Annotated in this window: 17 protein-coding genes; 15 read left to right on the forward strand and 2 right to left on the reverse strand. The window is 68.3% G+C overall.

Annotated features, from left to right (window positions below; genetic code table 11):
• Nucleotides 1-186: ABC transporter C-terminal domain-containing protein (locus VF536_RS16980; protein ID WP_331616040.1), on the forward strand; the 186-nt coding region annotated here is incomplete at its 5' end.
• Nucleotides 187-189: 3 nt separating this feature from the next.
• Here the strand turns inward: VF536_RS16980 and VF536_RS16985 are convergent.
• The gene (locus tag VF536_RS16985; RefSeq protein WP_331616041.1) at nt 190-975 is read right to left on the reverse strand and encodes a fumarylacetoacetate hydrolase family protein; all 786 of its coding nucleotides are present in this window, start codon (nt 973-975) and stop codon (nt 190-192) included.
• A gap of 96 nt (nt 976-1,071) precedes the next feature.
• On the opposite strand from VF536_RS16985, the gene VF536_RS16990 reads away from it, so the two are divergent.
• Nucleotides 1,072-1,536, forward strand: coding sequence for an energy transducer TonB (locus tag VF536_RS16990; RefSeq protein ID WP_331616042.1), 465 nt, complete (start codon nt 1,072-1,074; stop codon nt 1,534-1,536).
• Nucleotides 1,537-1,572: 36 nt separating this feature from the next.
• Here the strand turns inward: VF536_RS16990 and VF536_RS16995 are convergent, their stop codons facing one another.
• A complete protein-coding gene (locus VF536_RS16995; protein ID WP_331616054.1) occupies nt 1,573-3,015 on the reverse strand; it encodes a PLP-dependent aminotransferase family protein in 1,443 nt (480 codons plus the stop codon).
• A gap of 118 nt (nt 3,016-3,133) precedes the next feature.
• On the opposite strand from VF536_RS16995, the gene VF536_RS17000 reads away from it, so the two are divergent.
• From VF536_RS17000 to atpA, 13 genes are all read left to right on the forward strand, one after another.
• Entirely contained in the window at nt 3,134-4,348 is a 1,215-nt protein-coding gene (locus VF536_RS17000) for a PLP-dependent aminotransferase family protein (RefSeq protein ID WP_331616043.1), read from the forward strand.
• A gap of 138 nt (nt 4,349-4,486) precedes the next feature.
• Entirely contained in the window at nt 4,487-5,326 is an 840-nt protein-coding gene (locus tag VF536_RS17005) for a PhzF family phenazine biosynthesis protein (protein ID WP_331616044.1), read from the forward strand.
• Nucleotides 5,327-5,336: 10 nt separating this feature from the next.
• On the forward strand, nt 5,337-5,987 hold the full coding sequence (locus tag VF536_RS17010; RefSeq protein WP_331616045.1) for a VOC family protein: 651 nt from the start codon (nt 5,337-5,339) through the stop codon (nt 5,985-5,987).
• A gap of 40 nt (nt 5,988-6,027) precedes the next feature.
• Nucleotides 6,028-6,747, forward strand: a complete 720-nt coding sequence (locus VF536_RS17015; RefSeq protein WP_331616047.1) for an alanyl-tRNA editing protein — start codon at nt 6,028-6,030, stop codon at nt 6,745-6,747.
• A complete protein-coding gene (locus VF536_RS17020) occupies nt 6,744-7,370 on the forward strand; it encodes a glutathione S-transferase family protein (RefSeq protein WP_331616048.1) in 627 nt (208 codons plus the stop codon). The genes VF536_RS17015 and VF536_RS17020 overlap by 4 nt, the downstream gene beginning before the upstream one ends.
• A gap of 58 nt (nt 7,371-7,428) precedes the next feature.
• Complete coding sequence (locus tag VF536_RS17025; RefSeq protein ID WP_331616049.1) at nt 7,429-7,920, forward strand: GNAT family N-acetyltransferase; 492 nt, start codon at nt 7,429-7,431, stop codon at nt 7,918-7,920.
• A gap of 93 nt (nt 7,921-8,013) precedes the next feature.
• A complete protein-coding gene (locus tag VF536_RS17030; RefSeq protein ID WP_331616050.1) occupies nt 8,014-8,958 on the forward strand; it encodes an SMP-30/gluconolactonase/LRE family protein in 945 nt (314 codons plus the stop codon).
• A 432-nt stretch (nt 8,959-9,390) separates the two neighbouring features.
• Nucleotides 9,391-9,753 (forward strand): ATP synthase subunit I, encoded by a 363-nt coding sequence (locus VF536_RS17035; protein ID WP_331616051.1) that lies wholly within the window; start codon nt 9,391-9,393, stop codon nt 9,751-9,753.
• A 16-nt stretch (nt 9,754-9,769) separates the two neighbouring features.
• On the forward strand, nt 9,770-10,639 hold the full coding sequence (gene atpB, locus VF536_RS17040; RefSeq protein WP_331616052.1) for a F0F1 ATP synthase subunit A: 870 nt from the start codon (nt 9,770-9,772) through the stop codon (nt 10,637-10,639).
• A gap of 79 nt (nt 10,640-10,718) precedes the next feature.
• On the forward strand, nt 10,719-10,988 hold the full coding sequence (gene atpE, locus VF536_RS17045) for a F0F1 ATP synthase subunit C (protein WP_067066400.1): 270 nt from the start codon (nt 10,719-10,721) through the stop codon (nt 10,986-10,988).
• Nucleotides 10,989-11,026: 38 nt separating this feature from the next.
• Nucleotides 11,027-11,497, forward strand: coding sequence for a F0F1 ATP synthase subunit B (locus VF536_RS17050; RefSeq protein WP_297530789.1), 471 nt, complete (start codon nt 11,027-11,029; stop codon nt 11,495-11,497).
• Nucleotides 11,498-11,499: 2 nt separating this feature from the next.
• Nucleotides 11,500-12,033 (forward strand): F0F1 ATP synthase subunit delta, encoded by a 534-nt coding sequence (locus VF536_RS17055; protein ID WP_297530791.1) that lies wholly within the window; start codon nt 11,500-11,502, stop codon nt 12,031-12,033.
• 91 nt (nt 12,034-12,124) lie between these two features.
• A partial coding sequence (gene atpA / locus VF536_RS17060; protein ID WP_331616053.1) for a F0F1 ATP synthase subunit alpha occupies nt 12,125-13,309 on the forward strand: 1,185 nt, incomplete at its 3' end.

Below are 13,309 nucleotides of genomic sequence, written 5' to 3' on the forward strand. Positions count from 1 at the left end.
GACGAGATCCCGAAGCAGATCGGTGCGCTCGAGACCGAGCAGAAGCACCTGCAGGCGCTGCTCAACAGCACCGACCTGTACCAGCAGGGCGCCGGCCGCATCACCGAGGTCACCAACCGCGCCGCCGAGATCGACGACGAGTTGCTGACGCTGATGACGCGCTGGGAAGAGCTCGACGGGAAGTGATCGTCAGGCGCGGACGGTCAACTCGCCCAGGCCTTCGTAGCGGGCGGTGACCGTCGCGCCCTTGGCGAGCTTCGTGGCCACGCGCCACGAGCCCGTCGTGACGACGCTGCCCGCCGGCACCGTCTGCCCGCCGCGCGTCGCGATCTGCAGCCAGCCGGCCATCACCCAGGCCGGGTCGTTCAGGCCGTGGCCGCCGACGCCGCCCATGGGCGGCTGGCCTTCGACGATCAGTTCGCAGGGCTGGTTCGCCCAGTCGTGGCCCGGCTTCCACGCCTGCCACGGACCCAGCGCCAGCGCGCCGTGCGTCTGCGCGTCGGCCAGGCGCAAGGTGTTGTCCGTCGCCAGGCTGCGCTGCCAGCGCGAACCCAGCCATTCCACGGCGACGCACATCGCGTCGATCAGGTGTTCAGCCTGGCCGGGCACCAGCGCCGCTGCCATCTCCGGGGTCACGTCTTGACCCAGGCGCAGGGCGATCTCGGCTTCGGCCCCGACCAGCGTGAACTCGCTGAAGTCCCCGCCGTTGCGCAGGCCGCGCACTTCGCGTGCGCGTTGCGGCGGCAGCGGCGAACTGCCCAGCGCGCCGTCGCGCGACGACCCGCCGCACTTCCAGAACTGCACCCGGCCGGGCGAGAGCCAGTCGAGGCGCTTCGCGAGCTCGGCCTGCGCCACATAGGCGGCGGCTTCATCGGGCAGCGACCACGCGGCGTCGTCGAGCAGGGTGTCGGCGGTCCAGGCCTCGGCCAGCGCGGCACCGAGGTCGACGGGGGAGGAGGAGCTAGGGATCGTCATGAGCGCGGATCTTAGGCGCCGTCGATAGGATGGTGCGCGACAACAACGACCACACGGCGTCCGCGCGATGCGGGACGCGCCCAGGGAGGTTCCCCGATGACGATCCGATCCGCTCACGCGGCCGGCGCCGGCGTGCTCGCGCTGGCGGCGCTGCTCGGCGCCTGCGCGACGAAGCCGCTCAACCCGTTCGGCCGGCCTTACGACGAGGAGAACGTGCTCAAGCCCGGCGCCATCGGCGGCTGCAAGGGGCCGCACGACGTCGCGCCCTACCTCGAGTTCGGCAGTGACACGCTGTACCCGGCGACCCATCTGATGAACGGGAACGCCGCGAACGTCGTCGTCCTGTTCAAGGTCGACGAGCAGGGGCGCGTGGAGCCGATGACCCTGGCCGAGGGACCGAACCGGACCTTCATCACCCACGTCCACGTCGCGATGAAGGACTGGCGCGTGCGGCCCGCCACGCTGCGGGGTCAGCCGGTGGCCGTGATCTGCACCCGGCGGCAGGGCTACCGGCTGATCGGCCCCTGGGCGCCGGTGCCCGAGGAAGGCGACCGCCGGTGATCCGCCGGGTGGACGTGTCCGCGCCTCAAGGCTCGCTCAGCGCCTGAGCGCTTCGCGCGCCCGCTCCAGCGCGTGCCAGAACTTCGGATCCTGAGAGGTCGCGAAGTTGATGCGCATCAGCGTGCCCGGCGTGCGCGTCGGGCTGAAGAGGATGCCGGGCGCGATCAGCCAGCCCTGGTCCATCATTGCCGGCCCGAGCCGCTCGGTGTCGACGCCCACGTCGACCCAGCCGAACAGCCCCGCCGGCACCGCCGCGAAGCGGCAGCCCGCGTCCTCGGCCAGCCGCACGCAGCGCTGCCGCGCCGAGGCCAGCCGCGCGGCGATCCGCTCGGCATGCTTGCGCAGCAGGCCCTGTTCCAGACACAGCGCGACCGCCCGGTCCATCAGCGGACTGGTCGTCAGCGAGGCCAGCAGCTTCAGGTCGGTCAGGCGCGCCATGCGGTCGGGGCTCGCCGCGACGAAACCGACCCGCCAGGCCGGCGACAGCATCTTCGAGAAGCCCGAGACGTAGATCGTGCGCCGCAGCTGGTCGAGCGCCGCCAGTCGCGGCGCGTGGTTCGGCGCGAACAGCGCGTAGGTGTCGTCCTCGACGATCAGCAGGTCGTGCTCGTGCGCCAGCTGCAGCACCTGGTGCGCATGCGCCAGGTCCAGCGTCGCGCCCGTCGGGTTGTGCAGCACCGACACCGTTACGTACATGCGCGGCCGGTGTTCCTCGATCAGGCGGCGCATCACCGCGATGTCCGGCCCGTGCGCGCCGCGCGGCACCGGCAGCAGCCGCATGCCGGCCTGCGACAGGCGCGCGTACTCGATCGCCCAGCCCGGGTCGTCCACCAGCACGGCGTCGCCCGGCTCCAGGAAGGCCCGCGTGATCAGGTCCAGCCCGTGCGTCGCGCCGACGGTGCTCATGATCTGGTCCGGCGCGGCCTGCACGGCGATGTCCAGCAGCCGCCGCGACAGCGCGCGCCGCAGGCGTTCGTCACCGAGCGGCTCGCCGTAGCCGGACAGCAGCGCGTCGTCGGCGTTCGCCGCCAGCCGGCGCAGCGTCGATTGCAGCAGGCCGAGGTCCAGCCATTCCGCCGGCAGGGTGCCCAGTCCCGGCGAGCGCCGGGCATCCGCCTGGAACATGCCGCGGATCAACGCGCTGGCGTCGACCGGCGGCGGCAGTGGCGCGGGGGCGACGTCGTGGGCGACGGTCGCCCGGGGCGGCGGGGTCCGGGTTTCGCGAACGAAAAACCCACGCTTCTTGCGCGCTTCCAGCAGACCCTGCGCGAGCAACTGGTCGTAGGCCGCCACGACCGTGTACGGGCTGACGCCGTGGTGCCGCGCACAGTCCCGCACCGACGGCAGCCGCGCGCCCGGCAGCAGCAGCCGCTGCTGTATCCGGGCCGCGAAGCGTTGCGCCAGCTGCTGCGCCAGCGGCTGGCTGGCGTTGCGGGAAAGGGCGACCGGCGCGACATTGGCGCTGTTGGGCGCGCTCATGCTGCCGTGGGCTGTGCTGGTGTCCATGCCGATACAGATCATGCGGTGGTATGGCGCAGTGTATTGGTCCTGTGCTGGTCGACCCCTTAGACTGGTCCGCTCAACCGGAGACATCCCCATGAACCGCAGTCCCTGGACGCAGGCCCGCCGCGCGGCGCGCATGAACCCGTCCATCATCCGAGAGATCCTGAAGGTCACCGAGAAGCCGGGCATCCTGTCCATGGCCGGCGGCCTGCCCAGCGCGGACACGTTCCCGGTGGAAGCCATCAAGACCGCCTGCGACCGCGTGCTGACGCACAACGCCAAGGAAGCGCTGCAGTACGCCGCCAGCGAGGGCTTCGCGCCGCTGCGCGAATGGGTCGCGGCCAAGGTCGCGACGCTGGGGATCAACGCCTCGCCGGACCAGGTGCTGATCACCAGCGGGTCGCAGCAGGGCCTGGACCTGGTCGGCAAGCTGCTGTGCGACGCGGGCGCCCCGGTCGCGGTCGAGACGCCGACCTACCTCGGCGCGCTGCAGGCCTTCACGCCGTACGAGCCGATCTTCGCCAGCCTCGCCAGCGACGACGAGGGCCCGCTGCCCTCGGCCATCGAGGCGCTGCCGCACGACGCGCCGGGCACGCGCTTCGCGTACCTGCTGCCGAACTACCAGAACCCGACCGGCCGTGTGATGAGCCTGGCGCGCCGCCAGGCCGTGGTCGCTGCCGCCCGCAAGGCCGGCGTGCCCATCGTCGAGGACAACCCCTACGGCGACCTGTGGTTCGACCAGGCGCCGCCGGCCTCGCTCAGCTCGCTGTGGCCGGAAGGCAGCATCTATCTGGGCTCGTTCTCCAAGGTGCTGACGCCGGGCTTCCGACTGGGCTACATCGTCGCGCCCAGCGAGCTCTACCCGAAGCTGCTGCAGGCCAAGCAGGCGGCCGACCTGCACACGCCGGGCTTCAACCAGCGCGTGGTGCACGAGGTCATCAAGGGCGGTTTCTTGGACGAGCACGTGCCCAAGATCCGCGCCCGCTACAAGGCCAACCGCGATGCGATGGCCAAGGCGCTGGAAACCGCGCTGCCGCCCGGCTGCGAGTGGCAGACCCCGGAAGGCGGCATGTTCTTCTGGATCCGCTTGCCCGAGGGCCTGGACGCGATGGCGCTGTTGCCGCGCGCGGTCGACGCCGGCATCGCCTACGTGCCGGGCGCCGCGTTCTACGCGCACCAGCCGGATACACGCACGCTGCGCCTGTCCTTCGTGACGCTGACGCCCGACCTGATCGCCGAAGGCGTCGACAAGCTCGGGCGTGTGCTGCACGAGGCGCTCGCGCTGACGACCGCCGAAACGGCGCCCTGATCGACGAGCCGTCATCGGTTCCCGCACGGGACCGATACCGACCCCGCCCGGGGTCGGGGCTTGTCCCCTGTTCCCGTCACCCGTCACCGCCCCGTCAGGCGGGACGGATCGACTCGCCTTGTTTTTCCGAGGTTCCCCATGTCCGAACTCCGCCGCTTCGTTCAAGTCGACGTCTTCACCGCCGAGGCGCTGAAGGGCAACCCGCTGGCCGTCGTCATCGACGGCGCCGGCCTGGACGACGCCACCATGGCGAAGTTCGCCGAGTGGACCAACCTCTCCGAAACGACCTTCCTGCTGCCACCCACGCATCCGGACGCCGATTACCGCGTCCGCATCTTCACGCCGGGCGGCGAGTTGCCCTTCGCGGGGCATCCGACGCTGGGTTCCTGCCATGCGTGGCTGTCCAGCGGCGGGGATCCGAAGCGGCCCGGCGAGGTGGTGCAGGAATGCGCCATCGGCCTGGTGCGCATCCGCCGCGACGGCGCCCGGCTGGCCTTCGCCGCGCCGCCGCTGCTGCGCGAGGGGCCGGTGGAGCCGGCGTTGCGCGAACAGGTGGCGCGCGCGCTGCGCGTCGCCGACGCGGACCTGCTCGACGTCGTCTGGGTGAACAACGGCCCGGATTGGATGGCGGCGCGCCTGGCCTCCGCCGAGGCGGTCCTGGCCCTCGAACCGGATTACGTGTCCATGGGGCGACTCAAGCTGGGCGTCGTTGGCGCTTATCCTGCGGGCTCGCCGCTGCAGTTCGAGGTGCGGGCGTTCGTGCCCGGCCTCGGCCCTGCTGAAGACCCGGTGACGGGCAGCCTCAACGCGGGTCTGGCACTATGGCTGCAAGGCGCCGGTCTGGCGCCCGATCGCTATGTGGCCGCCCAGGGCGCCGCCCTCGGGCGTGCCGGCCGGGTGCATGTGGCGAAAGAGGGCGGACATTGCTGGATTGGCGGCGATGTCACGCCGTTGATCCACGGTCAGGTGAGGTTGTGAAGCCATGAGCATGGAAGTCGATCATCTCGTTGTCGCCGCGAACACCCTCGAGGAGGGCCGCGCCTGGTGCGAGCGCGTCCTCGGCGTGTCCCCTCAACCCGGTGGGCGCCATGCGCTGATGGGCACGCACAACCTGCTGCTCAACATCAGCGGGCCGCCGGCCTATCCGCGCTGCTACCTGGAAATCATCGCGATCGATCCGGAGGCGCCGGATCCGGGCCGGCCACGCTGGTTCGACCTGGACCAGCCCGCCGTGCGCGAGCGGCTGAAAGAGGACGGTCCGTCGCTGCTGCATTGGGTCGCACGCGTGTCCAGCCTGGACGCGACGCTGGCGACCTGGGCGGGCGAGGGTGTCGACGCCGGTGAGGCGGTCGAGGCCGCCCGCGGCGACCTGAGCTGGCGCATCGCGCTGCGTGAGGACGGCCGACGGCTGCGCAAGGAAGGCCTGCCGGTGCCCATCGAATGGAAGGGCGAGGCCCATCCGACCGACAAGCTGCCGGAAAGCGGCGTGCAACTGCTGGGCTTCGAGGCCCGCGACGGTCTGCGCGCGCAGCTCTCGACGCCGAAGGGCACGGTCGAGCTGGAGGCGATCGAAGGGACCTTGTCCGATGCGCCGACGCAGTCCGGCGACCTCGACGACGTCCTGCCGACTTCCCGTTGAAGTGCCGTTGAAACGCCGCTGAAGTGCCGACAAGGACCCGATGAGCACGCAGGATCTTTTCCGCGAGGACGCGCAATTGCGCGAGTGCGAAGCAACGCTGCTGCGCGCCGATGAACGCGGCCTGCTGCTGGACCGCACGGTGTTCTATCCGCAAGGCGGTGGGCAGGCCGGCGACGCCGGCACGCTGACGCTGCCGGGCGGTCGTGAGCTGCGCATCGCCGATACCCGCAAGGGCGAAGGCGGCGAGATCCTGCACCTGCCCGCGCCGGACCAGGACCTGAGCGGACTCGACGCCGGCACGCCGGTGACGGCGCGCATCGATTGGGCGCGTCGTCATGCCCACATGCGCTTTCACACGGCGACGCATCTGCTGTGCGCGCTCGTGCCGCATCCGGTCGACGGCTGCTCGATCACTGCGGGGTATGCGCGACTCGACTTCCACATGACCGACGCGCTCGACAAGGACGCGCTGACGGCCGGCATCGCCCGGCTCGTCGCCGAGGCACATCCGGTCGGTCACCGCTGGATCAGCGACGAGGACCTGGACGCGAATCCGACGCTCGTGCGCAGCATGAGCGTGCAGCCGCCGCGCGGCACCGGCCGCGTCCGCTTGCTGGAAATCGACGGCATCGACCTGCAGCCTTGTGGCGGCACACACGTCGCCAATACGTCGGAGATTGGCGCGGTCGTCGTCACGAAGATCGAAAAGAAGTCGGCCAAGACGCGCCGCGTGGTGCTCGGCTTTTCGACATCCCCATGAGCGGTCTTCGCGTGCTCGGACGCGCGGCGTCCATCAATGTCCGCAAGGTGTTGTGGACCGGCGTCGAGCTGGGCCTGGATCTGGCGCGCGAGGACGTCGACGTGAAGGCGGACGCTTTCCGGGCGCTCAATCCGAACGCGATGATGCCGGTGCTGATCGACGACGCCGCCACGTCGTTCTCGATGTGGGAGAGCAACAGCATCTGCCGTTATCTCGCCCGGCGCGAGGGCCGTGTCGACCTGCTTCCCGACGGCCACCAGGAGCGCGCGCTCGTCGAGATGTGGATGGACTGGCAAGGCGGCGAGCTGAACAACAGCTGGCGCTATGCGTTCATGGCGACGGTGCGCAAGAGCGCGCAGCACCAGGACGCCGCGCTGATCGAGTCGGGCGTCGCGAACTGGAACCGCCACATGGCGATGCTCGACGGCCAGCTCGCGCGCTCCGGCGGGCCGTTCGTGCTTGGCGACACCTTCACGCTGGCGGACGTCGTGCTGGGGCTGTCGGCCCACCGCTGGCGCGCCGCGCCGATCGCCCACGCGGACCTGCCGTTCGTCGACGCCTGGTACCGGCGGCTGCTGACCCGACCCGGCTTCGCGGCGCACGGGCCCGCCGCCGGCCCTTGACGGGCGCCCCTAGACGCCGCACTTGATCGCCGGAACGGCCTCGCTACACTCGCTCGCTGTGGACACGCCCGAGATACGACTGATCTGCCCCGATTCGCCCCCGTTGTGGGAAGAAGCGCGGGTGATCATGCGCGAATACGCGCAGAGCCTGGACATCGACCTGGACTTCCAGAACTTCGACCAGGAACTGGCGTCGCTGCCCGGTGAGTACGACGAGCCGCAAGGCGCGCTGCTGCTGGCGCTGGTCGACGGCCAGATCGCCGGTTGCGGCGGCTTCCGTCCGATGACCGATTCCGACTACGCCAACGCCTGCGAGATGAAGCGCCTGTTCATCCGTCCCGCGTTCCGCCGCTTCGGCCTGGGACGCACGATGGCGCAGGCGCTGATCGATCGCGCCACCACGGCCGGCTACTCCAGCATGCTGCTCGACACCCTCGACGACATGGAGGCCGCGCGCGACCTGTACGAGAGCCTGGGCTTCGAGGAGATCCCGCCGTACTACTTCAATCCGATCGCCGGCGCGCATTACCTGAAGGTCGATCTGGACTGAGCCCGACGGCCCCTTGGCTCGGCCGCGACCCCATCGCGGCGATTCGTCGTGAAGAGGATCGGTTTCGTCGGGTTACCGGCATAGCATCGGGGCATGAGCTCACAGCCCCCTGCCGCTTCGACGACGTCCTCGGACGACCTGTACCGCCTCGAGCCCGCGTCGCTGACGCCGGCGCTGCTCGGCGAGTCGCCGTTCTGGCACCCTTTGGAGCAATGCCTCTATTACGTCGACATCCCGGGCAAGGCGTTGTTCCGGCTCGACAACGGCGCGGACACCCCGACGCGCTGGCCGCTCAACGACGAGCCGGGCTGCATCGTGCCGCTGACCGACGGCAAGCTGCTGATCCCGCAGCGCAACGGGCTCTGGCGCTTCGACCCGGCGACCGGCGCCTATGAGAAGCTGCTCGACCCGCCGTACGACGCGTCCAAGCGCCGCTTCAACGACGGCAAGGCTGATGCGAAAGGGCGCTTGTGGGTCGGCACGATCGACGACGCGCGCCAGCCGGAATCGGCGCTCTACTGCCTGCGCGAAGGCGCGTTCGCACAGGTCCAGGACGGCATCACCGTGTCCAACGGCCTGGCCTGGAGCCCGGACGGCCGCACGATGTATTGGGCCGACACCAAGGCCCATGAGATTTACCGGTTGAGTTTCGATGCTGAAACCGGCACTGTCGGGCCACGCGAAGTTTTCGCCCGCTTCGAGAAGCGCGCGCCGGAACAGTCGCTGGAAAGCTACGGCGGCCGGCCGGATGGCGCCGCCGTCGACGTCGAAGGCGCCTACTGGATCGCCATGATGGAAGGGCAGCAGCTGCTTCGGCTGTCGCCTTCGGGCGAGGTGCTCCAGCGCGTCGAGCTGCCGGTGCGATGCGCGACCATGCCGACCTTCGGTGGTGCAGACATGCGCACCCTTTTCGTCACCACCGCACGGGAAAAGCGCAGCGAGGCCGAACTCGCGTCGCAACCCTGGGCGGGCTGCGTGCTGAAGATGCGGGTGCCGGTGGCCGGACTGCCAGTCCAGTTCGCGCACTGGCCCATTTGAGGCAACCCGAAGAAGCCGCTCGAAAGAGCAGGCCGAAAGGGCCAGGTGTTGCGCGCACACCGCGCGCGGGCCTGTGCTGAAAGTGATGTGAAAGCCGATGAACAGGGCTCGGGAGAGCCCTAGGCGTGGTTCGCACGGGCTGTCAAGTCGGCGCGGATGGGCCAGCGCGACGGGCTGTTAAGGGCTTGTAAGGCCAGAACCCCTATAATCCCGTGGTTTTGCAGCTCGCCCCCTGACGCCGTGAATCCCGATCCAGCGCACGCACCTGTTGCGTCGCCCGCAGAGCCGCCCCGGCCCGTTCCGACGAACGACCGCGGCACCGCCAGCCAGGATCCTTGGGACGATGGAACGGAAGGAGATGCGGCTGCCGAACCGGCTTTCAAGCCCCTGACGCGAGAAGAAGCGCAGGACTTGCGAGCCCGGCTCCCGGCGATGTCCGTCTGGTCCTTGTTGACCTGGCAGGCCGCGGCGGGGGCGGTCATGGTCGCGCTGTGGGGGCTGCTGTCCCTGCAAGCCGACAAAACCTGGTCGGCGCTGTTCGGTGCCGTCTCGGTCGTCGTGCCGAACGCCCTGATGGCGTGGGGCATGACGCGGCAATCAGCCAGGGACGCGGGCACACCGATGCTCACGTTCGCGGTCTGGGAGCTGGTGAAGATCATTCTGGCGGTCGCCATCCTGGTGGCGGTCGTCGTGGGTTACGCATCGTTGAGTTGGGCGGCATTGCTCTCGACCCTCGTCGTGACCTTGAAGGCAAATTGGCTGGCCCTGCTTCGGCGGGGTCGAATCAGAAAATAGAGACGGAAACACCACCATGGCAGCAGAAGGGCACGCGCCGACTTCGGGTGAATACATCACCCACCATTTGCAGCATTGGCAGAAGAATTTCGCCTTCGAAGATGCGAAGCAGACGGGCATCGTCGACTTCAGCGTCTTCAACTTCGATTCGCTGATCTATTCGACGGTGCTGGGCCTGCTGGCCGTGTTCCTCCTGTGGCGTGTCGCACGCAAGGCGCATGCCGGCGTGCCGGGTCGCTTCCAGGCCGCCATCGAGATGCTGGTGGAACTGGTGGACAACCAGGCCAAGTCGGTGATCCACAACGAGAAGAGCCGCCGCGTCATCGGACCGGTCGCCCTGACCGTGTTCGTGTGGATCTTCTTCATGAACTTCATGGACATGCTGCCGGTGGACTGGCTGCCGACGCTGTTCACCAACTACGTCGCCCATGACGCGCACCACGCCTACCAGCGCGTCGTGCCGACCGCCGACCTGTCGACCACGCTGAGCCTGTCGACCTTCGTCCTGGCGCTGGTGTTCTTCTACAGCGTCAAGATCAAGGGTCTGGGCGGCTGGGGCCACGAACTGATCGCCGCGCCGTTCGGCGACCACTGGGCGCTGTGGCCGTTCAACTTCCTCATGCAGGTCATCGAGTTCATCGCCAAGACGGTGTCCCATGGCATGCGACTGTTCGGCAACATGTTTGCCGGCGAGCTGGTGTTCATGCTGATCGCCCTGATGGGTGGCGGCTGGGCCCTGACCGGAACCGGCATCGGCCTGGCCATCGGCCACGTCCTCGCCGGCACGGTCTGGACGCTGTTCCACATCCTTGTGATCACGCTGCAGGCCTTCATCTTCATGATGCTGACGCTGATCTACCTGGGCCAGGCGCACGACGCGCACTGATCCGGACGGACAGCTCGATCCCTGCGATTTCTCGATTCCTTTTCCCTTTCTCTTTATCTAACTCTCTCAGGAGCAAAACATGGAAAACATCCTCGGTCTGGTCGCTCTGGCTTGCGGCATCATCGTTGGTCTGGGCGCGATCGGCGCTTCCATCGGCATCGCGCTGATGGGCGGCAAGTTCCTGGAATCGTCGGCCCGTCAACCCGAGCTGATGAACGAACTGCAAACCAAGATGTTCATCCTGGCCGGCCTGATCGACGCCGCCTTCCTGATCGGCGTCGCCATCGCCCTGCTGTTCGCGTTCGCCAACCCGTTCGCCGCTACGCTGCTGGCCACCGTCGCTCGCTGATTGAGCCCGAACCCTTTCACGACTGAAAGGATCGTGCCGTGAATATCAACGCTAGCCTCTTCATCCAGTGGATCCCGTTTGCACTTCTCGTGTTCGTCACGATGAAGTTCATCTGGCCACCGATCGTGAAGGCACTGGACGAGCGCGCGGACAAGATCCGTGCCGGCCTGACCGCCGCAGACCAGGCCAAGGCCGAACTGGCCAACGCCAACAAGAAGGTCGACGAGCAACTGGCGCAGACCCGCAACGAAACCACCAAGCTGCTGTCCGACGCTGAAAAGCGCGGCGCCGCCATCGTGGACGAAGCGAAGAAGCGCGCGGAAGACGAAGGCGCCAAGATCATCGCCGCTGCCAAGGCTGAAGCCGAGCAGCAGTCGGTGCGCGCCCGCGAGGCCCTGCGCGAGCAGGTCGCCGCGCTGGCCGTCAAGGGCGCCGAGCAGATCCTGCAGCGCGAGGTCAACGCCGGCGTGCACGCCGAATTGCTGAACCGTCTCAAGACGGAGCTGTAATCATGGCTGAACTCGCAACCATTGCCCGTCCCTACGCCGAAGCGCTGTTCCAGGTCGCGTCCTCCCAGGACCTCAAGACCTGGAACGAGCAGCTCGCCGCGCTGGCGCTCGTCGCCGGCGACAGCCAACTGCGCCAGTTCGCCGAAGACCCCAAGGTGAGCGCCGACCAGGTGTTCGACGTGGTGTCCGCGGCGAGCAAGCAGTCGCTGGTGCCCGGCGTTCAGAACTTCCTGCGCGAGGTGATCGCCAACGGCCGCCTGTCGGCGCTGCCGGCGATGGTCCAGCAGTTCCACGAACTGGCCAACGCCGCGTCCGGCGTGTCCGATGCGCACATCTTCAGCGCCTTCCCGATCGAGCCGGCCCAGCTGGCCGACGTGGTCGCGTCGCTGGAGAAGCGCTTCGGCCGCAAGCTGCAAGCGCAGGTTGAGCTGGAGCCTGGCCTGATCGGCGGTATCCGTGTGGTGGTCGGCGACGAGGTGCTGGACACCTCGGTGAAGGCCCGTCTGGAACGCATGAAAGTGGCGCTCACTGCCTGAAGCCTCGGCTTCAGGCTTCGGCCCGACTGCCTGAGATCCCCCCGATTCACCCTGGTGTCCCGCTTCGGCGGGATGCCGCTGGGAGCAAGCAATGCAACTGAATCCTGCTGAAATTTCCGAACTGATCAAGAGCCGCATCGAAGGCCTTGGCGCGTCCACCGACGTGCGCAACCAGGGCACCGTGGTGTCCGTGTCCGACGGCATCGTGCGCGTGCACGGCCTGTCCGACGTGATGCAAGGCGAAATGCTGGAGTTCCCGGTCGCCGCCGATGGCACGCAGACCTTCGGTCTGGCGCTGAACCTGGAGCGCGACTCCGTCGGCGCCGTGATCCTGGGCGCCTACGAGCACATCGTCGAAGGCGACACCGTGAAGTGCACGGGCCGCATCCTGGAAGTGCCGGTCGGCCCCGAGCTGATCGGCCGCGTCGTGAACGCGCTGGGTCAGCCGATCGACGGCAAGGGCCCGATCAACGCCAAGATGACCGACGTCATCGAGAAGGTCGCCCCGGGCGTGATCGCCCGCAAGTCCGTCGACCAGCCGGTGCAGACCGGCCTGAAGTCGATCGACTCGATGGTGCCCGTCGGCCGTGGCCAGCGCGAGCTGATCATCGGCGACCGCCAGACCGGCAAGACCGCCGTGGCGATCGACGCGATCATCAACCAGAAGGGTCAGAACATGACCTGCGTCTACGTTGCGATCGGCCAGAAGGCTTCGTCGATCAAGAACATCGTGCGTTCGCTGGAACAGGCCGGCGCGATGGAGTACACCATCGTCGTCGCCGCCTCGGCCTCCGAATCTGCTGCCAAGCAGTACGTGTCGGCCTACTCGGGCTGCACGATGGGCGAGTACTTCCGCGATCGCGGCCAGGACGCGCTGATCGTCTATGACGACCTGTCCAAGCAGGCTGTTGCGTACCGCCAGGTCTCGCTGTTGCTGCGCCGCCCGCCGGGCCGCGAAGCGTATCCGGGCGACGTTTTCTACCTGCACTCGCGCCTTCTCGAGCGCGCCGCGCGCGTGAACGAAGAGTACGTCGAGAAATTCACGAAGGGCGAAGTGAAAGGAAAGACTGGTTCGCTCACCGCGCTACCCGTCATCGAGACGCAAGCGGGCGACGTGTCTGCGTTCGTGCCGACCAACGTGATCTCGATCACCGACGGCCAGATCTACCTCGAAACCGATTTGTTCAACGCCGGCATCCGGCCCGCCATCAACGCGGGTCTCTCGGTGTCGCGCGTCGGCGGCTCGGCGCAGACGAAGATTATCCGCAAGCTCGGT

The sequence above is a fragment of the Roseateles sp. genome (assembly GCF_036486225.1).
Classification (GTDB): domain Bacteria; phylum Pseudomonadota; class Gammaproteobacteria; order Burkholderiales; family Burkholderiaceae_C; genus Roseateles.

Coding starts and splice junctions, on each gene's coding strand:
- VF536_RS16985 (WP_331616041.1), bottom strand. CDS start 975: ATGACGATCCCTAGCTCCTCCTCCCCCGTCGACCTCGGTGCCGCGCTG.
- VF536_RS16990 (WP_331616042.1), top strand. CDS start 1,072: ATGACGATCCGATCCGCTCACGCGGCCGGCGCCGGCGTGCTCGCGCTG.
- VF536_RS16995 (WP_331616054.1), bottom strand. CDS start 3,015: ATGAGCGCGCCCAACAGCGCCAATGTCGCGCCGGTCGCCCTTTCCCGC.
- VF536_RS17000 (WP_331616043.1), top strand. CDS start 3,134: ATGAACCGCAGTCCCTGGACGCAGGCCCGCCGCGCGGCGCGCATGAAC.
- VF536_RS17005 (WP_331616044.1), top strand. CDS start 4,487: ATGTCCGAACTCCGCCGCTTCGTTCAAGTCGACGTCTTCACCGCCGAG.
- VF536_RS17010 (WP_331616045.1), top strand. CDS start 5,337: ATGGAAGTCGATCATCTCGTTGTCGCCGCGAACACCCTCGAGGAGGGC.
- VF536_RS17015 (WP_331616047.1), top strand. CDS start 6,028: ATGAGCACGCAGGATCTTTTCCGCGAGGACGCGCAATTGCGCGAGTGC.
- VF536_RS17020 (WP_331616048.1), top strand. CDS start 6,744: ATGAGCGGTCTTCGCGTGCTCGGACGCGCGGCGTCCATCAATGTCCGC.
- VF536_RS17030 (WP_331616050.1), top strand. CDS start 8,014: ATGAGCTCACAGCCCCCTGCCGCTTCGACGACGTCCTCGGACGACCTG.
- VF536_RS17035 (WP_331616051.1), top strand. CDS start 9,391: ATGTCCGTCTGGTCCTTGTTGACCTGGCAGGCCGCGGCGGGGGCGGTC.
- atpB (WP_331616052.1), top strand. CDS start 9,770: ATGGCAGCAGAAGGGCACGCGCCGACTTCGGGTGAATACATCACCCAC.
- atpE (WP_067066400.1), top strand. CDS start 10,719: ATGGAAAACATCCTCGGTCTGGTCGCTCTGGCTTGCGGCATCATCGTT.
- VF536_RS17055 (WP_297530791.1), top strand. CDS start 11,500: ATGGCTGAACTCGCAACCATTGCCCGTCCCTACGCCGAAGCGCTGTTC.